Below are 21,837 nucleotides of genomic sequence, written 5' to 3' on the forward strand. Positions count from 1 at the left end.
CAGGATCATATTCCAATGTGCGCTCCGTCATTTACCAGCCACTGAACAATTGGTATTTTGCAGTAGTCATTAGTTGATATACTATTTATGAAAAGCATACTTGTATTGACAGACCTTTCAAAAAACGCTGCGCATGCGGCCGAATCTGCGGCCTGGCTCGCCGATCAACTGCATGCCGGGCTGGTGTTATGGCATTGTGAACCGAAGATTCCGGTCATGCCGGGCTACGCCGGGGGAGCCATGATCGCCCGCGCAATACTTGGACCCGATGAGGGCAAAGAAGCCGTTCACGATGCTTTATCGAAACTGGAAGACCATATTTCCGGCACGGGCGGCAAATATAAACCACAGCTCAGTGCCCGTTACTGTGAAGGTAGCCTTCAGGAAGAATTGCGGAAGGAAATTGCCGGGCAAGCATTTGAGATGATCGTGATAGGAGCCTCCACCGATTGTGCCGCCGATCATGTTTTTTTTGGTAGTGATACCTGGAAGGTTATAGAAACAGCAAATTGCCCGGTACTCGTCGTGCCACCGAAAGCTGGCCTGGACCAGCTATCTAAAATCGTTTTTGCCACCGATTTTGAACCTGAGGACTTGAAGGCGATCCTTTACCTGGAGGAATTAAGCAAAACCCTGGATTTCCAAAGTGAGATCGTTCACGTTACCCTGAACGGTGAGAACGATGAAGGAAAGATCGAAAAGGAAAATGCGTTCAGCCGTCAGTTGGTGGAGCTAAAACGCCCTGTTTCCATTAAAGGGATCAGGGGAAAGGAAGTGGTCGGTCGTTTGAATCGGCTCTGCGTGCAAACCCGCGCGGATCTGCTGGCCATGACCCATCATCAGTACACTTTTTTTAAACGGTTGTTCAATGACAGCGTAGCGAAAAAAGAACTCGCACATCAGAAGATACCGTTGTTGGTGTTCCCGGTTTATCAAAAAAAATCATGATCGTCATTGTATTTGGACTTTTTTCTATAAAAAAACGCTGAAGAATGCAGTCGGAGACGGGAAAATACCCCTATTGATCTGTGCTGAAAATTCACTTCGCCATGACAGAATTTAGCCGTCGTACCTTTACCGGCACAGGCCTGGTTATAGTAATCATGTCTGCCACTTGGTTTGGCCCTTATAGTTTTATGACGCTGTTGTTGCTGATCGACCTGCTCAGCCTCATGGAATTTTACCGCCTGCTGGAAATACCTGGTGCAAAGACTTCGAAGATAGGCGCCGCTTTGTTGTCTATGGTCCTGATGCTTTCAGGCTTTGGCGCCATAACCCATTTAACCAGTTGGAAATGGACGCTCATGGTGATACCCGTCGGTTTCAGCATTTTTGTCGCAGCGCTTTACCGCCACACCAAAAAGCCTTTCCAGGGGTTGGCCATAACCTTTTTAGGTGTCATTATAATCACGTTGCCCCTTTGTTGCTTCGCCGCGATTCCATTTTTAGCCAGGCCGCACGGCAGCTACCATTTCGCGCTGCCCGCGGGTTGTTTTTTGTTGTTATGGGCCAATGATACAGCTGCCTATCTGTCCGGACGCTGGCTGGGCAGGCATCCGCTGTTTTTGCGGATATCTCCAAAAAAAACCTGGGAGGGCAGTGTGGGGGGCCTGGCCGCGGCCTTAATCGCAGCATGTGTGCTTGCTCAGTTTTTCACGCTTTTAAGTCCAACGGAATTAGCTATATTGTCGGTCACGATCGTCATCACCGGCACTTTTGGCGACCTGGTTAAATCGCTGCTTAAACGAAGCCTCGATATCAAAGATTCCGGTACGATCCTGCCGGGCCATGGCGGGATGCTGGACCGGTTCGACAGCCTGTTAGGTTCGGCACCATTTATTTTTGCTTATTTAATCTTGTTGGCATGGTGAGCAACAAAGTCTACCGGGTGGTTAACCTGATCACTTTTTACCGACTGGTTGCCGCACCGCTGTTGTTGTTCTTGCTCCTGACAGGACAGTTCACTGTTTTTAAATGGTTGTTGGCCCTAAGCTTTTTTACAGATGCCATCGATGGCCGGCTGGCCCGCAGTTTTAAAGTGATTAGCCTGCCGGGGGCGCGCATCGATTCAGTTGCCGACGACCTGACCATACTGGTGGCGATCCTGGGTATCCTCCTGTATCGGCCCGGCTTTTTGCGCGGCGAATGGCTACTGGTTGGGGGCATGACCCTGCTCTATGTTATGCAGAACTGCATGGCGCTGATCCGTTATGGTAAACTGACCAGTTTTCATACGTACGCTGCAAAGGTCGCCGCTGTACTGCAGGGGGTATTCCTGGTTCTGGTCTTTTTCCTGCCCGAACCTGTGGCGTTCCTGTTTTACCTCACCGCCGGCTTAACTATCATTGACCTCGCCGAAGAAATCCTGCTCGTATTGATACTGCCGCAATGGCAAGCTAATGTCAAAGGCCTATACTGGATGCTCAGGCAGATTAAAAAGCGCGGCTCTGGAAGATAAAATGGAACACGATGAAGATCAGGGCCAGGATCACGGCCACCAGGAGCAGGAAGGGATACGGATTTATGTCTCCATTTACTTTTCGTGTTTTCAATAAACGTTTCATGACCGTTTTATATCATTCATTTTCCAATATCTTCTTTCTTTCCCTGTATTCCTCTTCGGTTATTTCGCCCGAGGCAAAGCGCTTCTTCAGGATATCAAGGGGCGAATCCTTTCTTTTCCGTTGACCTGGAAGATCATAGGGCGTTGCAAATATCCAAAATAATATAACTAACCAAAGGAGCCACCATAACAAGTGCATTCCCCAAAAATGGTAACCGTGATAAAAATAAAACATGGGTCGAAATTTTTTAATTTATAGTAAAGGCGTTTTGCGTAAGTTCCGCGGCGGAGGCTGGTTGCCAGGTTGTCCGTCATATTTAAGACCGGGCGGAAAAACTAAAATTGCCAATTGCTGACCGGAGATCATTGCCTGTGATTCACTATGACCAAAGAACCTGGAAATAAAGGAGTGTTGTCCATGGGTCATGGCTAAAATACTGGCACCGTTTTTATTACAGTAATTCTGCAGTCCTTTATGGATGTCATCAGCTTGCACATGGTTATAGTTGAGCCCGTGATGATCAAGGTATTTACGGAAGGCGACCTCGGCGCCGATATGGGTAACTACTTCTCCAGGTTGGATGATATGGACAATGTCAAGGCCAAAACTCATACGTGGCAACAGCTCTTGCAGGCAACTTATTGCGGCTATATCGGCGATGCCGAAGTCCGTGGCAAAAACAATTTTTCCAGAAAGGTTTATAGCTGCATCAGGAGGAATGATCAGTACCGGTTTGCGGGCTTTCCGGATGACCGCCGTTGTGTCGCTGCCGCCGAGCAGATGCTCCAGTGCGCCGCCAGACCTGCCACCCATGATCACCATTTCAATATCCGGCGCTGCAGTAAGTTCACCGATGACGTCGCCCAGGATTCCTTCGCCGTTTCTTTCCCCGATGTCCACATGGAAGCCCCGTGTCATGACGGCAGTCTCCCTGAGTTTGTCGGCCTCTTGTATCAGGCGTTCTTTGCTGTCTTCAAAGAGCATCCCGGCTGTTTCGGTCACATAGGGGCCGCCGCCATTGCCCGGTATCAACGGGACATAAGGTAGGGTATGATATAAGAGGATGCCCTCGCCCAGTTTGCGGGCCATATCCAGCGCTGCCACTTCGGCATGAGCCGCATTAGCTGAAAAATCGGTGAGTACAAGCAACTTTTTCATTTACATTTCTTTTTTAATGCGCGCCATAATTTTAGTGCTTCAGCTTGCAGCTTCCGCATCCGTTCCATGCATTGCGCCTGCTCGTCTTTTTCGCAGATCGGAAAATCCGTTTTTAGCAGATGCGCATCGGTTATAGTAGTCGGCTTATTGCTTTTTTGGGCCATTATACTGAATTTGAAATCAAAGTTACTCGGCGGGCCGGTACCGAAGAATGACTGCCGACACTGCAATGCCTGATCTCAAGCACTTTAAATCGCCAAGGTGATGAATATCAATTACCGACATGACAACCATCATCGCTATCCCGCTACCATAAGGGTAGTTTTGACCCATAAACTTTGCAATGGAAACGATGTCAACCACTTCCTCTCTCCGCCAACTCCTGTATGAGGATGTCAGCCGGATGATCAGTGCAGAAATGCTCTTGAAAAGCAGCGTACTTGGGTGGATAAACAAAGGTAACTCGGCCTCCTTGAAAATGCTGATGCTGGGCTACCAGGATGTTGTTGAAAAACATATCCGGCAATTGGGAGCATTCCGCCGGGAAGAACAGATCACCGCCTGCATACCGAGCAACGGTGTAATGAGCGCTTTTATCGCGGATGCGGATGACAGGCTTTTCGCATGTACCCGCCCCGAGGTAAGAGATGTTTGCCTGCTGTCGGCCATACAAAGCATTAATCATTTCAAGATCAGTGTTTATGGTACGATGGCTGCGTTTGCCGGGGCTGTCAGACTGGAAAAGGCCGGCCTGATGTTTCACCAGGCGGAGCTGGATGAGAAAGAAATTGACGAGCGGCTTTCATACCTGGCCGAACATGAACTAAATCGGAAGGCTATGTCGCCGGCCGCAGCGACCGAATAGGATATTAAGAAAAAAGAACCATGAAAACTCAACTTAGCCCGGATATCATTGAAGTGCTGAATGCCCTACATTACCGTCCTGCTTTATCGCTGATCCTGCCAATGGATGCGCAGGTTAGCCTTAAGGCAGAAATAGCACATAAGCTAAAGATAGCAGCCGATAACGCTGCGCGGGAATTGCGCCGCGATTATCCAGAAGAGCAATGTGCGCTCCTGACCAAAAAGCTGCAAAGCCTGTTGGAGGGGCTGATCCTGCCCGCTGACAAGAAAGGAATTGCTATTTATGTGTCGCCGGTATTTGAAAAGGTGCTGTACACTGATTGTTCCGTAACCGAAAAGCTGGTGATCGACGAATCTTTTGAGATCCGCGATCTGCTGTACGACGCCAAACAGCGCCATAAAGTTCTTTTGCTGGTGCTAAGCGGTCAGGAAACCAAGATTTTTCTCGGAGATCGCGGCACTTTGCAGCCATTGCCTTCTAACATACCACGGTCAATTTATGATTATGTGCCGGATGGCCCGGAAAGGGTTGGAAATTTTTCAGACGTCACCGAGCATAAGCAGGTATTTGTCGACAATTTTCTACGCCATATAGACGAGGAGCTGGGCAATTTGATCCATGAGTATTCTTTACCTGTTCTGCTGCTTGGTGCTGAAAGGATACTCGGCCATTTTGGAAAAATCAGCAAACATACTTCCGCGATCATCGGTCAGGAAGCGGGTAATTATGAACATGCTACCCTAACTGAATTACAGGAGGTGATTGCACCTTGTCTGGCCGGCCTGCAAAAGCAACGCGAATATGAATTATTGGAACGGCTGGATGAGGCCGCCGGCCAGCAGCGGCTGGCTAAAGGGGTTTACGATGTTTGGCGGGCCGCCGCCGAAGGCAAAGGCCAGTTGCTGGTCGTGGAAAGGAATTATAGTTTTCCGGCCAGGCATAGCGCTGAACCCGGGATGATTGAAGCGCTGACCGAACCCTATGATCATTTTTCGTACATCCGCGACGCAGTCGACGATGCGCTGGAAAAGGTGTTGAAGGGCGGCGGCGACGCAGAATTCGTGGCCGACGGTGTGCTTGAAGATTTTGGCCATGTCGCCCTGGTCAAATACTATGCGCCATGAATTCCTGATTCGGGTCATTTTTGGGGATGACCGGGATCCTATTTCTGGTGGCAAGCCGCCTTTAGATTTGAAAATTATTAATCATTTAAAATTTAATGTCATGAAAACACAAGTGGTAAGCAAATTTACCGACAAAGTACCCGCCTTATTTGAGGATATTTTCAAGCCCTGGACCGAATTATTCGATGGCGGTTTTTTGAGGAAGGAACTGCACGTTCCGGCAGTGAACATTATCGACCATAAGGGCCAATATATTTTATCGATGTCGGCACCGGGGCTAAAAAAAGAGGATTTTAAGATCGATGTGGATGGCGACGTGCTGACGATCAGCAGCGAAAAGGAGGAAAGCAAGGAAGAAAAAGAGGAAAAGTATACCCGTAAAGAGTACAATTATTCTTCCTTTAGCCGCAGCTTCACACTTCCGGAAGGAACCGATAAGGAAAAGGTAGTCGCCAAATATGAAGACGGCGTGCTGAAAATTACGGTTCCGCATAATCACCAGATTAAAAGCCCTTCCGCAAAACATATCGCGGTAAATTAAGCCTGATATTTAAAATGGCTTGTGCCCCGCCCAAAGGTGGCGGGGGCTATTTATCCGGTACCCCTGATAGGTACAGAGAGAATTTACCACTTTGCGTCATCATTTCTTCGATGAATGTATGTAAATTGGCTTTAACAGCATTCTGCAGATTATCACACAACTTATAAAACGCCAAGGCGGCTGGCTTGTAGCGTTCGGGCAATTTCACTTATACCAATGCTACATCGGCGAATAACATGTTCAACGATCCTGCCAAGGTGGGAATTTACATAGCATTTAGCAGGTTATATCTCGTTTTTACGTTCAAACTGATAACTGACTATTGATTAGAATATTCCCACCGTCTATGTTTTAAAATCAATAGCAAAAGCGCAAATCGAAGGGTAAATGACATTCAGATCCATCCCTTTTTAAATTCGGGCGTTCAGATTCAACAGAACCGGCGTTTAATAAATTTTCTGTATTGACGTGTAATAGCTTGTTAGTTAGTTATACATTCTATTCCGTCCATGCGGCAAAGGTAGCGCAATTATTTTTGGCCAACACGAATATTAATGCAATAAGGTTTTACACTTTCTGCTATCTTTAGTTACCAACTATCCTAATAATGAACTTTAAATACGCTATGTTTTTTATCATTCTGTTATCCAGTGCTGTGGCCAGTAGTCAGGGAGGTGATAAAGTTATCCAGATCAATATCAGTAAACTTTTAAACGCCCGTACTGTAACTACAGTTGCCGGTGGTAAACTACAAAGTTGGGTAACCGGTATTGATGGCGGTGGCAAAGGGGATGGTTACCTTACCATGGCGGCTGCATTATTAAACGGGGACAAAGCTGTACGTGCCTTGCCCGATGATCCATTAATTGCAGCAAATTCGGCTCACCCGGCTATATTGCTCCATTATAAAAACGGAAAGAAAGATAATCAAGCCCGCTGTATTGCGGGTGCTGATAGTTTTAGCTTTGATGTGCCTCAAAAAAAATATTCGGGTTTGTATCTTAGCCTTACCAGTTCCGAAGGGCCTTCGCAACTACATATTACACTAATTTATAGCGATGGTAGCGAGTTTAAAGGTTTTAAATTGCCCGATTATTATAATGATATACCTGAAGGTAACTCAAACCTGAGCTACTTAGTACATGGCCTGGCTAAATGGGGCCCGGGAAATAAGATAACAGAAAATGATCATCATAATATTGATGTATTGAATATTCATCCTGATCCCGGACGCATCCTTAAAAAGGTCACTGTAAGTAAAGATAAAGCCGGATACCTTGTTTTTTGGGCTGCTACAGGCGTTACGGAATAACATACTTATTAATTGATCATGTGTTTTGTGTTGATTTCGCATCGTTATACAAAACAAGTGCTTAACTGGCTTGGCTTGTGCCCGTGCGCGCCATATGCCATATAACGCCTTGTTTACTGTAACATAGCTGCAAAGCCGCCTCCCGGCGATAGCTTCATACTAATCGTATCCTTGGGACTAAGTAATCTTTCTTCGCGGTGAATAGATGCGTTGGTATCTTCTCCATCATATATCAATGTCCCTTTTGTTGAATGCTGCAGAAAGTTTAACGGAACCTTGATTTCGCGAGCATCGGCACCATTCATTATGCCAACCCACCAGGTGTTTCCTTTTTTACGCGCATAAGCAACAATTTCACCCATTCGGGTACAGCTTAAAACTTTTGTCTCATCCCAGGTTGTGGGTATCTTCTGAAATAAATCAAACATCGGGCTCTCCAGGTAAAATTTATATTCGTCCGCGAAGTGTGTAATAGGAGAAAGATATACGATGGATTGAGCAAATTCATGGGCCCAGGTGAATTTTTGCGATGTAAGTTGCTCCGGGTTGAGTATTACCGGAGTAAAATCTGCAGCACCGGCTGTAAAACGCGTAAATGGCACAGATACGTCATGGTCTAACGGCGCTGTCCTTTTATACCGGGTCATGTGATATTCGTTACCCCTAACTGCTTCTCTTGTAATATCCATGGGATAGGTTCTTGTCAATCCCGTTGGCTTAACACTTCCGTGAAAATTAAGCATCAACTTAAGGTCTGCGCAATCCTGCATGGTACCCATGTACCATTGCATAATAGATGACGTTGCAGGGGGGATGAAATCTATTTTAATGCCCGCTGCTCCCAGATCTTTGATTCGCTTTAGATAAGAATAGCGTGCCGCTGCAGATCGCATTTCTTTAGAGTCAACCCAAACAATTGATTTTACGCCAATACTTTTTCCGTATGCTATTACATCTCCCAAAAGCTGCCACTGATCTTTACCCGGCTCGCTCCAATTTCGCCATCCATCATCTACTAAATAATATTCCCATTTTAATTTAGCTGCCGCATCATACCAATTTCTTTGTTCGGCAAACCGGGGAGCCCCAACGCTCCACCATTGCCATAAGCAACGCCCGGGCATTACCCAACTAAAATCGCTACCCTTTTGTGGTGCCGGGCAAAGGTTAGTGAGTAGGTCTGAGTTTACAAGTTCAGTTAAATTTTTAGTTATGATGGTTGTCCTCCAGGGAGATACTTTTTGATTTTCATAAATGCCTTTAAGTACAGAATGTTCGGTATCGCTATCCGGTTGGACATCCCAGCCGTTAGGGGCAAAGGGGAAATTTGCTTTGAAAGAATTATCATGACGTATAAAAGACATGTCTGAAAAGTCTTCGCAATCAGCTTCGGAAACCGAGGCAAAAATCCCGTTTATATTAAAAGTTAAGGGCCCCATTATCGGTGTATTTTGTGGAACTGATGGCAATGGAGTTACATGGCTTAGGCCCTCATAACCTTCGTTATAACCCGACCAGGCAACCTGCGTTACTTTTTCGGCAAACTCCCATGAGGTCGAGTCGGCATTGATTTTTTTGGTATTGTAAGGTAATGTGTAACGTACAGCAATGCCGTCATTATAGGCACGCACAATCAAGTTGAATTTCTTCTCTGCTGTTAGCAAAGGAATTGTAGTTTCATTCGCTTCGTTACGTGCCGTTTTGTGAGCGCCGTTGATAGTATAGGTTTCTTTTATCTTTTTATTTGAAGTAGCACCTGCAAATTTGGTTTCAACTCCCAGATCGATACCATCAACAGTTAAACCCAGGCGCGATGGTGCTATTAACATTGTATTGTTAACTGCTGCGTTGTATAATAATTTGCCTTTGATGATGAATATGTGGGCATTGATTTGTTTGTCGGGGCTGCTAATTGTGATGGTCTTTTGCTGGGCGTACCCATTGTAATACAAACACAGTACAAGTAGTAATAAGCAGGTATTTATTTTCATAATTAGCGCTTTTGGCATTTAAATAAACAGTGCAAAGAATTTAAATATTCCAGATTGGTATTTAGCTTATTTGTTTAATTATCGGTTTAATGTCGGCGTTGAGCTGTTTGACTAACGGTTTGGCAAATAATTTACATAACTGCTTAATATTGCTAAATTTCAGCCATCCCTTAAACAGTTAACCACCCCGGCTTATCCTGCAACAAATATATTTTACCACCTTTTAACCAGATTGTATTAATTAGACTTTTCTTTATAAGAATCCGACTTTTTAATAAATAGCAAGTTTTTAAGGTTCAAATAAATTCAAAAAAATATTAATTGATAAAATTCTGGTTCAGATAATTACCCTACTTTTGCAAAAAATAATAAGCCCTTTTTAAGCTTTGAGGATCTGTTTGGTTATTTGGTGTTGCCTGCTGTTTTTATTGAATTGTACTGCTGCTTTTGCGCAACAGGATTCAATAGTGGCTGATACGCCTGTAAAATCACCAACACGCGCTTTTCGTCCTGGCAATTCGGTGCTTGATTCGGTAGCTTATGCCATGCAAAACAGAGATAAATTTATTGCAGACTCTATTGCTATGCGTTACCTCAGGGTGCCCGATGCAGCCATGCGTGCCGAATATGCCGATAGCGTTTTTGCCCGCGAATTATACCATGGCTACGGCTTTCTTGATCTTCATTCCAGGTCAAAGAGCAGGGTAATGGAGGGGCATAACCGCCCTTCGCGTGATCCCTGGGTTATTGTGCTCATTATTGCCATGCTGTTGTATACAGCTATTCTTAACCTTGCCCTGGGCAAAGATGTCAGTAACGTATTTGCCTCTTTTTACAGCAAACGCGTACTTTCGATAGCCGGTAAAGAAGAGAGTCCGGTTAGTTCGTGGGCTTTCCTGGGCTTGTTTTTGTTATTTTGTGCTACGTTCGGTTTGTTTTTATATCAACTGGCTGCATACAAAGGCGTTTACTATAAAATAGCAGGAAGCGGCCTGTTTACTTTTCTTACCATAGTCATTATTGTTTTATTTTCGCTCAAGTTTTTAATACTCAAGTTTTTAGGATTTGTGTTTGATATTAATAAACTGGTGACCGAATATCTTAATATTCTGCATCTTACCTATTTTAATATCGCGTTTGTTTTTTTGCCGGTGGTTATTTGTTTCAGCTTGCTTGGTGCACAATACATTCCTGTACTACTTACAGTTACGCTCATTATCATCATTGTAATTTTTATATGGCAATACATCAGGAGCAGCGTAAATATAATTTCTACCTTTCGATTTCATAAGTTTTATTTATTTACGTATCTTTGTGCCCTCGAAATTTGCCCTGTTTTGATTTTAATAAAGGCATTGAATATTAAAATTTAGGTTATTAAAAGCACTGAATTGGAAGATAGAAAGAAAAAGGTTAAAAGCATACTGGTTACTTTGCCTAAGCCCGAAAATGATAAAAATCCTTATGCCGAGCTGGCTAAAAAGCTTAACCTGAAAATTGATTTCAGATCATTTATTCATGTTGAGGGTGTGCCCGCAAAGGATTTCAGAAAAGAGAAGATTAACTTAGCTGATTTTAGCGCTGTGATCTTTACCAGTCGTAATTCTGCCGATCATTTTTTTCGCATATGCGAGGAGATGCGCTTTGAGGTGCCTGTTGAAATGAAATACTTTTGCCTTTCAGAAACCATAGCGCTTTACCTTCAAAAGTACATTCAGTACCGTAAACGTAAGATCTTTTTTGGCAAGCAAACCGCTGCTGACCTGGCAGAGGTTTTGAAAAAGCATTCGTCGGAAAAATTCCTTTACCCATGCTCGGATGTTGCTGCCGAAGAAACCCAGCGTTTTTTGCTGGAGAACGGTTATAACTTTACCCCAGCGGTGCTTTTCCGCACGGTTTGCAGCGATCTTTCTGACCTCGCCGATGTGTTTTATGATGTTATAGCATTTTTTAGCCCGTCAAGTATACAATCGCTGTATAAAAACTTTCCCGATTTTAAGCAAAACAATACACGCATCGCCGCTTTTGGGGCGACTACTCATAAGGCTGTGCTTGAGGCTGGCTTAATTTTGGATATACCAGCTCCAACCCCCGGCGCGCCGTCAATGACAATGGCTATTGAGCAGTATGTTAAGCTTGTAAACAAATAAATTGGAAATTTATTTAACCAGGCTGCAACTTTTTACCATATTTACACGTATAACCGCTAACTAATTGTCATGTTAACAATTGGTTAGCGGTTTGTTAATTATATAGCGTTTTGTATGGCATTGAGAAGATAAGTGCACAGTTTATCGGTTCAGGAAGCCAAATTATCGTTTTTTATAGCTTACATTGAGTAAAATGTAATATATTCGGACGTTGCATTGTGTTATAGTTATATAACTGATTTTGATTGTAAAATGAAGCAGATCTACTTTTTAATAATTGTTTTAGCAGGTGGTGTATTAAGTGGTTGTGGCCGCGGAGGCGGTGACCGGGGGGAAGTTGTGGGAGTTCCTGCAAGATCATTCAGGGCCGAGGTGCCTTACGGAATGGTTTATATTCCGGGTGGTAGTTTCCTTATGGGGCAAACTGATCAGGACGTAACCTTTGCCCAGATAGCCCAAACTAAACAGGTTACTGTTTCTCCTTTTTTTATGGATCAAACCGAAACCAGCAACAGTCAATACAAAATGTTTGTGAACTGGGTGCGCGATTCAATAGCTATTACCAATTATATCAACGATAATAAGTATTTCATTCAGCCCAAAGGTGGCGCCGGTAATAATAATGGCGGTAAAAAATTCATCAACTGGGAGTTTGTGAAGAAAAACCCTATCTGGAGCAGTAAAGGCAACCAGGCAAACAATGCTCAAAAATTGCAGGGTATGTACTACCAGGGTGATGACCGTGTGTTTGACCGTAATGAGGTTGACGTGCGCTTACTTAAATATAACTACGCTTTGTTTACCCTGCGCGATGCCGCAGATCATCATAACGATAAAACAAAACATCGTTCAGACTTCATTGTTCGTGATACTGTGGCGGTATATCCGGACACGCTTGTTTGGTTAAGCGATTTTTCATATGCCGCCAACGAGCCTATGGTTGAAAGTTATTTTTCACATCCTGCATTCCGTAATTACCCTGTTGTAGGGGTAACCTGGAGGCAGGCCAGAGCTTACAGTGTATGGCGTACGCGCTATAATGACGCTTATAAAGATAAGCGCCATTTACCTCACCGTGCACCTTACAGCTTACCTACGGAAGCCGAGTTTGAGTACGCGGCACGTGGCGGCAGGATAGGTACCGATTATCCGTGGGGAGGGCCTTACATTAAAAATGCAAAAGGTTGTTTATTGGCTAACTTTAAGCCGGGGCGTGGTAATTATACCGATGACGGCGGCGCGTATACTGTGCCGGTACGTTCATACTTTCCTAATGATTATGGTTTATACAATATGGCAGGTAACGTAGCTGAATGGACATTATCTGCTTTTGATGAATCAGCGTCAACATTTGTGCATGATCTTGCACCAACATTCAATTACGAAGCTAAGTCTACCGACCCCGAAATATTGAAGCGTAAAGTTGTACGCGGGGGCTCATGGAAAGATATTGGATACTTTCTTCAAAACTCAACCCGGACCTACGAATACCAGGACACTGCTAAATCATATATCGGTTTCCGCTGCGTCACCAAATATTTAGGGCGCGACATTACAGATAAACGCTAATCAAGAGTTAGTTAAACGCAAGCAAATCAAATTAAAAAATAAAAGTTTACTTCTGAATTATTATGGCTGGAAAGAAAAAACCTTACGGAATAGGCAACATCGTATCATGGGGTGCTACTGTGGTGATTATAGGGTTAATGTTTAAGATTTTGCATTGGCCCGGTGCCACTTACTGGATAGCAGGGGACTTATAACTGAGGCTATACTGTTTTTTATATTAGGATTTCAGAGAGAAGATAAAGAAATTAACTGGGCACGTGTGTATCCCGAATTAAATGAAGACTTTCAGGGAGAGCTTCCGAAAGCCACTGTAAGGGGCGGTGGTAATACAAGCCCTTCAACAACTGCTGCGCTGGATAAAATGATGGAAGACGCAAAAATTGGCCCTGAGCTGGTGCGCAGCCTTGGTGATGGTTTACGTACATTTGGCGATAAGGTAGCCGCTATATCACGTGTTACCGATGCAGGGGAAGCTACTATAGCTTTCACAAGCAAAGTTAAAGAGGCTACTGCAAGTTATGAAAAACTAAGTGTGTCATTTGACAAGGCATCGGCCAATTTGACCGAAATGGCAAACTCCAATGTTGATTCAAAGGCATATCACGATCAGGTTAACCAATTGGCTAAAAACTTATCGGCACTTAATGCGGTTTACGAGCTGGAATTGCAAGATTCAAGCGCGCACTTAAAATCAATGAATAAATTTTACCAGAACCTTTCGCTTACCATGAACAACTTTAATGAATCAATGGATGATTCAAAACAGTTTAAGGAAGAGGTAGGGCGATTGGCTAAGAACCTGGCATCATTAAACGCAATTTATGGTAACATGCTCACAGCTATGAACCAGCCGCGTGTTTAATATAATTAAATAATTGATTGATTACCAGAAAAGATTTATAATAAATGGCCGGAGGTAAGGAAACCCCAAGACAGCGAATGATAGGTATACTATACCTGGTACTATTGGGCCTCATTGCCCTTAACGTACCGGATAGCCTGTTGGACGCGTTTAAGAATATCACGAATAGTTTGGATGCATCAACCAGGAATGTTAATACTGGTTTGCAAAACACATACAGCGCTTTTGAGGCTACAAAGTTGAAAGAACAGGCTGAACGGGCGAAACCAATTTATGATAAGGCTAAACAGGCAAGTGCTATAGCTGCAGAACTAAATACCTACGTTGAACAGCTGAAAGCAAAGCTGATTCAGGAAGGCGGCGGCATTAACCCGGAAATTGATGACGTTGACGCACGGGATAACCTGGATATATCGCCCCGTATCATGATCAATCAAAAAAATGGGGAGAAACTGAAAGCTAAAATTGATGAAACCCGCCAAAGGTTAATGGTAGCTTTAGGTAAGGACAGTGTAGGCGTACAGTTTTCACTAAATACCGTAGCGCCTAAACCGCATGGGGATGTTAGAAAATCATGGCAGGAAGCTAACTTTGGTGATGGCATACCTTTAGGCGCGGCCCTCACTACTTTAGCCAAAATTGAAGCTGATAGCAAAAACGCCGAAAACGAAGTAGTTAAGAAATTATTAGGTAAAATTGACCAGGCCCAGGTTACGCTCGATAAGTTTAGCGCAGTAGTGGTAGCTCCAAGCAGCTATGTGATAGCCGGGCAGCCATATACCGCCCAGATCTTTTTAACTGCTTACGATTCAAAATCAAATCCTGATATTACTGTTAATGGGAGTAAGGTTTCTGTAACAGATGGCAAAGGTAATTATACAATTACAGCAAGCGGCGAAGGAAAACATACTATAGAAGGGGTTATTACGGTTAAAAATAATACAACCGGTAAAAATGATCCCTATCCTTTCAAGCAGGAATATACAGTTGCAAGGCCTTCGGCAGTTATTTCTCCTGATAAAATGAATGTACTTTATATCGGTGTACCGAATCCTATTTCGGTATCTGCGCCTGGCGTAGCAGCCAGCGACTTGAATGTACATTTTAGCGGCGCCGGCTCTTTGAGTGGTTCGGGTGGCCATTACACAGCAATTGTAAACAGCATAGGCAAAGCTACGATTTCTGTTAGTGGTGCAAAAGGAGCGGTGTTAGGTTCAACGGAGTTCCGTATCAAAAGGATCCCTGACCCTAAGCCACAGTTTGCAGGTAAAAGCGGAGGTAACACCAGTTCAGCCAATATCAGGGCACAAGACAGGCTTTTTGCTCAGCTGGATAACTTTGACTTTGACGCTAAATTTAACGTAACGCACTTTACTATGCTGGTTGTAAAACCGCGCCAGGATGCCATTATTTTATCAGGCTCGGGTGGTGAATTAACCGGCGCTATGCATAGTGCTTTGAATACGGTTACACCAGGAACTACTGTTATATTTAAGGATATCGTTGCGGTAGGCCCTGACCATTCACCGAGGTCACTTGACCCTATTGTATTATCCGCAAATTAAACGCGTATGAAAAAGAGAATTTTAGTTGTTATCCTGTGCCTGGCTTGTGTAAGCGCTTATGCGCAAAAAAAACGCACCAAGAGGCCGCCGGCAAAAAAGACAACTACCGCCAGGCAAACAACTCAGAAACCTGTACAGGTTCAGCCGGATAATGTTACCAGCCAGCAGCCCCTTGATACTGCAAGTAAAATTGCAGCAAAGCCTTTTGACAGGCCGCTTGACGGCTATTACAAAAAGAACAATATTTTAAACGCCAAGGTTACGCCGTATCCTAACTTGCGTGAAAATGATGTAGCATTTGCCAAACGCGTTTGGCGCGAAATTGATGTACGCGAAAAGATGAACCAGTACCTGGCTTCACCCAAAGGCCGTTTAATAGATGTATTACTTGACGCCATAGCCAAAGGCGAGCTTACCGCATACGACCCAACTCCGGGCAAAAAGGACGATCCCAATGGGGATGGTTTTACTACTCCTTTAACAGGTGCACAGGCCCGTGGTCGTTTAGCATCTGACAGCAGCGTGGTTGAAAAGCGCGATAAGGATAATAACGTTATATCATCTACGCTTGTTGCAGGTGAGTTTAATCCGGATAGCGTGCTTAAATTCCGCATTAAAGAAGATTGGATCTTTGATAAACAGCGCTCGGTATTTGAGCCCCGGATTATAGGTATTGCTCCTTTGGTTAAACCTAAAGGTACAGGTACACTCGACATCGATTTTCAGCCCGCTTTTTGGATTTATTTTCCTGAAGCACGCGCGGTACTTGCAACCAAAGAAGTGGTTAGCCGTAACAGTGATGCCACCGGCTTAAGCTTTGACGACGTGTTTATAAAACGCATCTTTACCAGTTATATCGTAAAAGAAAGTAACGACAAAGATGAGCGTATAAAAGATTATGCTCAGGGTATTGATAAGCTTTACGAATCAGAAAGGGTTAAAAAGTCCCTTCTTGACTGGGAGCTTAATCTTTGGCAGTACTAATACATTAAGATTAACAAGATTATAAAACAGGCGATGAATTTTCATCGCCTGTTTTGTTTTAAGATCTGTTTTATCGGGAAGGCGGCTAAGATTTTTCATCGCACCTGCTGCCGTGCTTATTTAGCCGGTAAACATTTAACAGGATAACAATTGCTTATCTCTTTTCATATGCGATTTTCACCCCACGCATGACCAATCGCTTACTCCTTTCTACCAACTCCCCCAAAATTCCGACCAACGCCTGAAATAATAGTAAACAAGGGCTTTTTAGGGTTTGCCGAGTGTTTTTGAGGCTTTGTCTATTTATATCTACAGCTGGTATAACACTTTTTAGCGATCAAAATATATGTTGTTCATTTGATCATTGAAAACAACAACACAACATATTTAAAACATTAAAACCTTACGATCATGAAAACCTCAATAAAATTATCAGCCTTATTTGTATTATTAACTGCAGGTGTATTTGCTACTACAGCAGCCAAAGCCGACGAAGACAAAATCGATGTTACCCCTAAAGCCAAAGAAGTTGTAAGCTTTAAAGCCCTTGATCATGATCGCGGTCTGAAAGTGAACTTTGCAAAAACTGAAAATGGAAAGTCAGTAGTAAAAGTTTACAATAAAGAAAATGAGCTTTTATTGAAAGACATTGTGCCAAGCAAAACCGATGTAAGCAAAGGTTATGTGTTAACCGGTTTAGAAGATGGTGAATACACTATGGAGATCACTACCGACAAACAGGTAGTTAAAAAATCAATCCATGTTTATCAGGATGGCGATCAAAAATCATTTTACATCGCCCAGTAATAAAAATCACAAACATCAATATATAAAGAAGGCCTGGTTGATTGAACCAGGCCTTTGTTATTTTAGGCGTAGTAATCTGGGAGCTATCCTTGCTTAATTTCTGCTCCTGTATTAAAATACGTCAATATGGCTTTGGCCTGTTTAAGATTTACTACTTCGAGTAGCATTTCCTCGTTAGCTTCGCGAATCTTCTTTACCGATTTAAAGTATTTAAGCAGCTTTTCGGCTGTGGTTTTGCCTATGCCCTCTATCAGCTCAAGTTCTGTTACCAATGTGCCCTTATCGCGCTTTTTACGGTGGAAGGTGATCCCAAAACGGTGTGCCTCATCACGCAGGTGCTGGATCACTTTAAGTGTTTCCGATTTTTTGTCGAGATACATGGGGTACTGATCGTTGGGATAATAAAGCTCCTCCAGGCGTTTGGCAATGCCTATCACGGTTACCTTTTTATCTATACCCAATAACTTAAGGCTATGCATGGCCGATGATAACTGGCCCTTACCTCCATCAATCACGATCAGCTGCGGTAATTCTGTTCCTTCATCCAGCATGCGGCGGTAACGGCGGTGTACAGCTTCTTCCATAGTGGCAAAGTCGTTAGGACCTTCAACGGTTTTTACGTTAAAATGCCGGTAATCTTTTTTGGAGGGCTTTCCATCCTTGAACACTACAATGGCCGATACCGGGTATTTGCCCTGGAAGTTAGAGTTATCGAAACATTCAATATGGCGTGGCAGCTGGTTCATGCGCAGATCTTTCATCATCTGCGTGAGCAACCGTTCGGTGCGGATCTCGGGGTTCAGTTTCTCGTACTGGTCAATCTTTTCCTTCTTAAAGAACTGTACATTCTTTTGCGAAAGGTCAAGCAATTTGCGTTTTTCGCCCAGTTTTGGTACCGTGAATTTGATGTTTGGATGGTCCTCAAGATCGATATCAAACGGTACGATGATTTCCTTGCTGTCGCTGTTATAACGGCTCCTGAACTCGGATATGGCCAGTGTAAGCAACTCTTCGTCACTTTCATCCAGTCGCTTTTTTAGTTCGATGGTTTGTGTTTGGATGATGGTACCATTCATCACCTTCAGGAAGTTTACGAATGCCAGTTTTTCCTCTGACGCAATGCTGAACACATCCACGTCGGTTATAGATGAGTTAACAACGGTTGATTTGCTTTGGTAGTTTTCAAGGAGTTCAAACTTACGTTTAAGCCGGTGGGCCAGCTCAAAATTCATTTCCATAGCAGCCGCTTCCATCTCATTTTTTAAGCGACGAAGAACTGCACCAATCTTCCCGTTCAGAATATCCTTAATTTCTTCGATGCTGTTATCATAGTCTTCTTCGGTTTGATAGTTTTGGCAGGGGCCTTTGCAATTACCCAATTGGTATTCCAAACAAACTTTAAACTTGCCCTTATCAATATTTTCGCGGGTAAGCTGCAGGTTGCAGGTACGTAGAGGATAAGTTTCCTTAATAAGCCCTAAAATGTTATGCATCATGCTTATCGATGCATAAGGGCCAAGGTATTTGGAGCCGTCTTTGATTATACGGCGGGTCCAGAAGATGCGTGGGTAATTTTCGTTTTTAATGATGATCCATGGATAGGTCTTATCATCCTTAAGCATGACATTGTAGCGAGGCTGATGCTTCTTGATCATGCTGTTTTCCAGCAACCAGGCATCTACCTCAGTGTCAACGATGGTAAAAGTAATAGCACGGATCTTGGATACTAATACCCTTGTTTTGGCATTAATATGGATATCCTGGTTAAAATACGAGCCAACGCGGTTACGCAAATCTTTTGCCTTACCAATATATATCAGTTCCTGCTCACTATCCCAGTATTGGTAAACCCCGGGTTTGTGAGGGATGTTTTTTAAAGCAGCTCTATAATCGAATTTCTCGCTCACTGAATTATTATTTTAAAACGTCAGAAATTTCCTCACTGAAAAGGAAACATTTCTTCTAAAACGTCATTGCGAGGAACGAAGCAATCCCAAACTATACAGAGAGGCTCTGCTAATCGGGGATTGCTTCGTTCCTCGCAATGACGATGGGCATTAACCCTGAACAAAAATAATTAAAATCCCAATTTCTTATCCACGTCGGTAGTCCCCTGTTGCTGCTGGTTATAGGCTCCGCAATCCAATATGATGCTAACTCCATTTGCAGGGGCATCAAAATCAACATTCTTTTTAATGCCTAAAGCTGCATTGGCATATACCTTTTTCATGTACATGGCAAATATCGGCAGGGCACTGTTGGCACCTTCGCCCAAACGGGTGCTCTGGAAGGCAATGTCACGATCTTCGCAACCTGTCCATAAGCCGGTAACCAGTTGTGGGGTTATACCTATAAACCAACCGTCGGAGTTATTTTGGGTTGTACCGGTTTTACCACCGATAGGGTTGCGTAAACCATATTTATAGGTTAATCTTGAACCGGTACCATCTTCAATAACACCTTTAAGCATATAGGTCATCACATAAGCCGTTTGCGGGTTCATGGCTTGCACCACGCGCGGAGTATGGGTATACAATACGTTGCCGTTTTTATCTTCAATGCGTAAAATATAAGTAGGCTCTGTCCACAGGCCGTGGTTGGCAAAAGCGGAGTAAGCGGCGGTCATCTCAAACACAGAAGCATCAAACGTACCCAGGCAAATTGAAGGATAAGGCGGAACATTGGTTGTAATACCCATCTTTTTGATCAGATCAACAACAGGTTCTGGTTTAACCTCGCCCATAACGTGGGCCGTAACCCAGTTTTGTGAGTGCGCCAGTGCCTGCCTTAAAGTAATAAAGCCCGGCAAAGTTTCGGATGGCGACGAGCGCGGGCACCACGGCGCGCCATAACCACGGATAGTATCAGGCACGTTATTGATTTTCATACATGGCGAGTAGCCGTTGTCGATAGCCACAGCATAAGTAAATGGTTTGGCTGTTGAACCTACCTGGCGGGTGCCATTCTTTACCTGGTCGTATTTAAAATGTTCAAAGTTGGTGCCGCCAACCCATGCCTTAACATAGCCGGTTGTGGGATCCATACTCATGAGAGCATTACGCAAAAGCATTTTACAGTAGATAATACTGTCAATTGGCCTCATCATGGTATCGATATTGCCGTGCCAGGTAAACAGGTTAAGCATGGTTTTGGTCTTGAAGTTTTCTTCAATTTCCTCGTCAGATTTTTCCTGTTGCTTCAGTTGCTTGTACCTGTCGGATTTTTGCATGCCCTGGTCAAGCAAAAATTTGAAGTTATGGATGCTTTTGTAAAGGTTACGGCCGCGCCAGTGATCATTGAACTGGGCCTGCAGATCTTTCATATAATCGCGCTGCGCATCCTCGGCATATTGCTGCATGGTAGCATCAATGGTGGTATATATTTTTAAGCCGTCGCGGTCAAGATCATAAGGTGAGCCATCAGGGCGGTTAATATTCTGTTCTTTAAAGATCTTTTGAAGCTCTTTTTTCAATACCGAACGGAAGTAAGGAGCAAGGCCGTCAAAGTGATTGTTTTGGTGAAAATCAAGGCCAAGTGGCTTGCGTTTATATTCTTCAACCTGGCCTTCGCTCAGGTAATTTTGTTCGGCCATACGGTTTAGTACCAGGTTACGCCTTTTAAGTGCATTATCCGGGTGACGGATAGGCGAATAAATGCCGGGGCCGTTAACCATGCCTATTAACAGGGCAGCCTGATCGGGTGTTAGTTTATCAGGCGTAGTGTTAAAATAAGTGCGCGCGGCCGATTTGATACCATAAGTGTTATAAGCACCAAAGTCGACCGTGTTAAGGTACATAGTGAGGATCTCTTCTTTGGTGTAATGACGTTCAAGCTTAACAGCTGTAACCCACTCCTGTAGTTTTTGAATGATCCGCTTGAATGGATTGGCAGATCGTTCTGAAAAAAGGTTAAGCGCCAGCTGTTGCGTTATGGTACTGCCACCCTGCTTTTGCCCGATGAGCAAATGCGCGAAAATGGTAAAGCTTCGGCCAAAGTCAATGCCTGAATGGTCATAAAAGCGTTTATCTTCGGTAGCAACCAAAGCGTTAATTACATTTGGTGACAGTTCGCGGTAAGTAACGTTTGAGCGGTTTTGGATATAGTAGGTCCCCAATACCTGTTTGTCGGACGAGATGATCTCTGTAGCCTGGTTGCTCTTGGGGTTTTCCAGGTCGCGGAACGAAGGCAGCTGACCGAACACATCAAAAATAGTGAGTGTTATCATCATAACAACAAAAGCAAAAAGGCCAAGCACAATTCGCCATATGTACCAGTTGTATCTTCTTATATCTGCAGGCTGGAGTTGATTTTTCGAGTTAAACCTTGTGTTAGTGGTTCTCATTTT

21 protein-coding genes are annotated in these 21,837 nt (G+C 43.8%); 15 read left to right on the forward strand and 6 right to left on the reverse strand.

Going from position 1 to position 21,837, the window contains the following annotated elements; all coding sequences use genetic code 11:
- Nucleotides 1-87: 87 nt before the first annotated feature.
- From DIU38_RS30300 to DIU38_RS30310, 3 genes are all read left to right on the forward strand, one after another.
- Nucleotides 88-948 carry a universal stress protein gene (locus DIU38_RS30300; RefSeq protein ID WP_112653249.1) on the forward strand — a complete coding sequence of 287 codons (861 nt, stop codon included), beginning with the start codon at nt 88-90 and terminating at the stop codon, nt 946-948.
- 80 nt (nt 949-1,028) lie between these two features.
- Nucleotides 1,029-1,871: a phosphatidate cytidylyltransferase gene (locus DIU38_RS30305; protein WP_208080586.1), complete on the forward strand. Its 843-nt coding sequence runs from the start codon at nt 1,029-1,031 to the stop codon at nt 1,869-1,871.
- A complete protein-coding gene (locus DIU38_RS30310; protein WP_112653247.1) occupies nt 1,865-2,458 on the forward strand; it encodes a CDP-alcohol phosphatidyltransferase family protein in 594 nt (197 codons plus the stop codon). Before DIU38_RS30305 ends, DIU38_RS30310 begins: the two co-directional genes overlap by 7 nt.
- Here the strand turns inward: DIU38_RS30310 and DIU38_RS34580 are convergent.
- Genes DIU38_RS34580 through DIU38_RS30320 form a run of 3 tightly spaced genes read right to left on the reverse strand, consistent with a single transcriptional unit; the run spans nt 2,433 to nt 3,722 of the window.
- Nucleotides 2,433-2,564: a hypothetical protein gene (locus tag DIU38_RS34580; protein WP_256337497.1), complete on the reverse strand. Its 132-nt coding sequence runs from the start codon at nt 2,562-2,564 to the stop codon at nt 2,433-2,435. The genes DIU38_RS30310 and DIU38_RS34580 overlap by 26 nt on opposite strands.
- Nucleotides 2,565-2,576: 12 nt before the next feature.
- Nucleotides 2,577-2,798: an SHOCT domain-containing protein gene (locus DIU38_RS30315; RefSeq protein ID WP_112653246.1), complete on the reverse strand. Its 222-nt coding sequence runs from the start codon at nt 2,796-2,798 to the stop codon at nt 2,577-2,579.
- Between the two features lie 18 nt (nt 2,799-2,816).
- Complete coding sequence (locus DIU38_RS30320) at nt 2,817-3,722, reverse strand: universal stress protein (RefSeq protein WP_112653245.1); 906 nt, start codon at nt 3,720-3,722, stop codon at nt 2,817-2,819.
- 343 nt (nt 3,723-4,065) lie between these two features.
- On the opposite strand from DIU38_RS30320, the gene DIU38_RS30325 reads away from it, so the two are divergent.
- The 4 genes from DIU38_RS30325 (at nt 4,066) to DIU38_RS30340 (ending at nt 7,564) form a co-directional block, all read left to right on the forward strand.
- The gene (locus DIU38_RS30325; protein WP_112653244.1) at nt 4,066-4,587 is read left to right on the forward strand and encodes a YciE/YciF ferroxidase family protein; all 522 of its coding nucleotides are present in this window, start codon (nt 4,066-4,068) and stop codon (nt 4,585-4,587) included.
- A gap of 20 nt (nt 4,588-4,607) precedes the next feature.
- Entirely contained in the window at nt 4,608-5,711 is a 1,104-nt protein-coding gene (locus tag DIU38_RS30330) for a baeRF3 domain-containing protein (RefSeq protein ID WP_112653243.1), read from the forward strand.
- Nucleotides 5,712-5,811: 100 nt separating this feature from the next.
- Nucleotides 5,812-6,252, forward strand: a complete 441-nt coding sequence (locus tag DIU38_RS30335; protein ID WP_112653269.1) for an Hsp20/alpha crystallin family protein — start codon at nt 5,812-5,814, stop codon at nt 6,250-6,252.
- A gap of 607 nt (nt 6,253-6,859) precedes the next feature.
- Nucleotides 6,860-7,564, forward strand: coding sequence for a hypothetical protein (locus DIU38_RS30340; protein WP_112653242.1), 705 nt, complete (start codon nt 6,860-6,862; stop codon nt 7,562-7,564).
- Between the two features lie 113 nt (nt 7,565-7,677).
- Here the strand turns inward: DIU38_RS30340 and DIU38_RS30345 are convergent, their stop codons facing one another.
- Nucleotides 7,678-9,555 (reverse strand): glycoside hydrolase family 97 protein, encoded by a 1,878-nt coding sequence (locus tag DIU38_RS30345; protein ID WP_112653241.1) that lies wholly within the window; start codon nt 9,553-9,555, stop codon nt 7,678-7,680.
- Between the two features lie 467 nt (nt 9,556-10,022).
- Between DIU38_RS30345 and DIU38_RS30350 the strand changes: the two genes are divergently transcribed.
- The 8 genes from DIU38_RS30350 to DIU38_RS30380 all read left to right on the forward strand — a co-directional run bounded on the left by DIU38_RS30350 (nt 10,023) and on the right by DIU38_RS30380 (nt 17,492).
- Nucleotides 10,023-10,928 (forward strand): DUF4271 domain-containing protein, encoded by a 906-nt coding sequence (locus DIU38_RS30350; RefSeq protein WP_146750334.1) that lies wholly within the window; start codon nt 10,023-10,025, stop codon nt 10,926-10,928.
- An 18-nt stretch (nt 10,929-10,946) separates the two neighbouring features.
- Nucleotides 10,947-11,705: a uroporphyrinogen-III synthase gene (locus DIU38_RS30355; RefSeq protein WP_090530369.1), complete on the forward strand. Its 759-nt coding sequence runs from the start codon at nt 10,947-10,949 to the stop codon at nt 11,703-11,705.
- A 252-nt stretch (nt 11,706-11,957) separates the two neighbouring features.
- Nucleotides 11,958-13,274, forward strand: coding sequence for a T9SS ring complex lipoprotein PorK/GldK (porK, locus tag DIU38_RS30360; protein ID WP_112653239.1), 1,317 nt, complete (start codon nt 11,958-11,960; stop codon nt 13,272-13,274).
- A 62-nt stretch (nt 13,275-13,336) separates the two neighbouring features.
- A complete protein-coding gene (locus DIU38_RS34760; RefSeq protein WP_317132454.1) occupies nt 13,337-13,468 on the forward strand; it encodes a GldL-related protein in 132 nt (43 codons plus the stop codon).
- Nucleotides 13,429-14,136, forward strand: coding sequence for a type IX secretion system motor protein PorL/GldL (porL, locus tag DIU38_RS30365; RefSeq protein ID WP_317132414.1), 708 nt, complete (start codon nt 13,429-13,431; stop codon nt 14,134-14,136). Before DIU38_RS34760 ends, porL begins: the two co-directional genes overlap by 40 nt.
- 44 nt (nt 14,137-14,180) lie before the next feature.
- On the forward strand, nt 14,181-15,701 hold the full coding sequence (gene porM, locus DIU38_RS30370; RefSeq protein ID WP_112653238.1) for a type IX secretion system motor protein PorM/GldM: 1,521 nt from the start codon (nt 14,181-14,183) through the stop codon (nt 15,699-15,701).
- Nucleotides 15,702-15,707: 6 nt separating this feature from the next.
- On the forward strand, nt 15,708-16,685 hold the full coding sequence (gene porN / locus DIU38_RS30375) for a type IX secretion system ring subunit PorN/GldN (protein ID WP_091171862.1): 978 nt from the start codon (nt 15,708-15,710) through the stop codon (nt 16,683-16,685).
- A 411-nt stretch (nt 16,686-17,096) separates the two neighbouring features.
- Complete coding sequence (locus DIU38_RS30380) at nt 17,097-17,492, forward strand: hypothetical protein (RefSeq protein ID WP_112653237.1); 396 nt, start codon at nt 17,097-17,099, stop codon at nt 17,490-17,492.
- 83 nt (nt 17,493-17,575) lie between these two features.
- On the opposite strand, the gene uvrC is transcribed toward DIU38_RS30380, so the two are convergent.
- Both uvrC and DIU38_RS30390 read right to left on the reverse strand, forming a co-directional pair.
- Nucleotides 17,576-19,399, reverse strand: coding sequence for an excinuclease ABC subunit UvrC (uvrC, locus tag DIU38_RS30385; protein WP_112653236.1), 1,824 nt, complete (start codon nt 19,397-19,399; stop codon nt 17,576-17,578).
- Between the two features lie 170 nt (nt 19,400-19,569).
- On the reverse strand, nt 19,570-21,834 hold the full coding sequence (locus DIU38_RS30390; protein ID WP_208057652.1) for a transglycosylase domain-containing protein: 2,265 nt from the start codon (nt 21,832-21,834) through the stop codon (nt 19,570-19,572).
- Between the last annotated feature and the right edge of the window lie 3 nt (nt 21,835-21,837).

The organism is Mucilaginibacter metallidurans, assembly GCF_003286435.2.
Lineage (GTDB): Bacteria > Bacteroidota > Bacteroidia > Sphingobacteriales > Sphingobacteriaceae > Mucilaginibacter > Mucilaginibacter gossypii.

Excerpts from the sequence above, each read along its gene's own strand:
- DIU38_RS30300 (WP_112653249.1), top strand. The coding sequence starts at position 88 with ATGAAAAGCATACTTGTATTGACAGACCTTTCAAAAAACGCTGCGCAT.
- DIU38_RS30310 (WP_112653247.1), top strand. The coding sequence starts at position 1,865 with ATGGTGAGCAACAAAGTCTACCGGGTGGTTAACCTGATCACTTTTTAC.
- DIU38_RS34580 (WP_256337497.1), bottom strand. The coding sequence starts at position 2,564 with ATGAAACGTTTATTGAAAACACGAAAAGTAAATGGAGACATAAATCCG.
- DIU38_RS30315 (WP_112653246.1), bottom strand. The coding sequence starts at position 2,798 with ATGTTTTATTTTTATCACGGTTACCATTTTTGGGGAATGCACTTGTTA.
- DIU38_RS30320 (WP_112653245.1), bottom strand. The coding sequence starts at position 3,722 with ATGAAAAAGTTGCTTGTACTCACCGATTTTTCAGCTAATGCGGCTCAT.
- DIU38_RS30325 (WP_112653244.1), top strand. The coding sequence starts at position 4,066 with ATGGAAACGATGTCAACCACTTCCTCTCTCCGCCAACTCCTGTATGAG.
- DIU38_RS30330 (WP_112653243.1), top strand. The coding sequence starts at position 4,608 with ATGAAAACTCAACTTAGCCCGGATATCATTGAAGTGCTGAATGCCCTA.
- DIU38_RS30335 (WP_112653269.1), top strand. The coding sequence starts at position 5,812 with ATGAAAACACAAGTGGTAAGCAAATTTACCGACAAAGTACCCGCCTTA.
- DIU38_RS30340 (WP_112653242.1), top strand. The coding sequence starts at position 6,860 with ATGAACTTTAAATACGCTATGTTTTTTATCATTCTGTTATCCAGTGCT.
- DIU38_RS30345 (WP_112653241.1), bottom strand. The coding sequence starts at position 9,555 with ATGAAAATAAATACCTGCTTATTACTACTTGTACTGTGTTTGTATTAC.
- porK (WP_112653239.1), top strand. The coding sequence starts at position 11,958 with ATGAAGCAGATCTACTTTTTAATAATTGTTTTAGCAGGTGGTGTATTA.
- DIU38_RS34760 (WP_317132454.1), top strand. The coding sequence starts at position 13,337 with ATGGCTGGAAAGAAAAAACCTTACGGAATAGGCAACATCGTATCATGG.
- porM (WP_112653238.1), top strand. The coding sequence starts at position 14,181 with ATGGCCGGAGGTAAGGAAACCCCAAGACAGCGAATGATAGGTATACTA.
- porN (WP_091171862.1), top strand. The coding sequence starts at position 15,708 with ATGAAAAAGAGAATTTTAGTTGTTATCCTGTGCCTGGCTTGTGTAAGC.
- DIU38_RS30380 (WP_112653237.1), top strand. The coding sequence starts at position 17,097 with ATGAAAACCTCAATAAAATTATCAGCCTTATTTGTATTATTAACTGCA.
- DIU38_RS30390 (WP_208057652.1), bottom strand. The coding sequence starts at position 21,834 with ATGAGAACCACTAACACAAGGTTTAACTCGAAAAATCAACTCCAGCCT.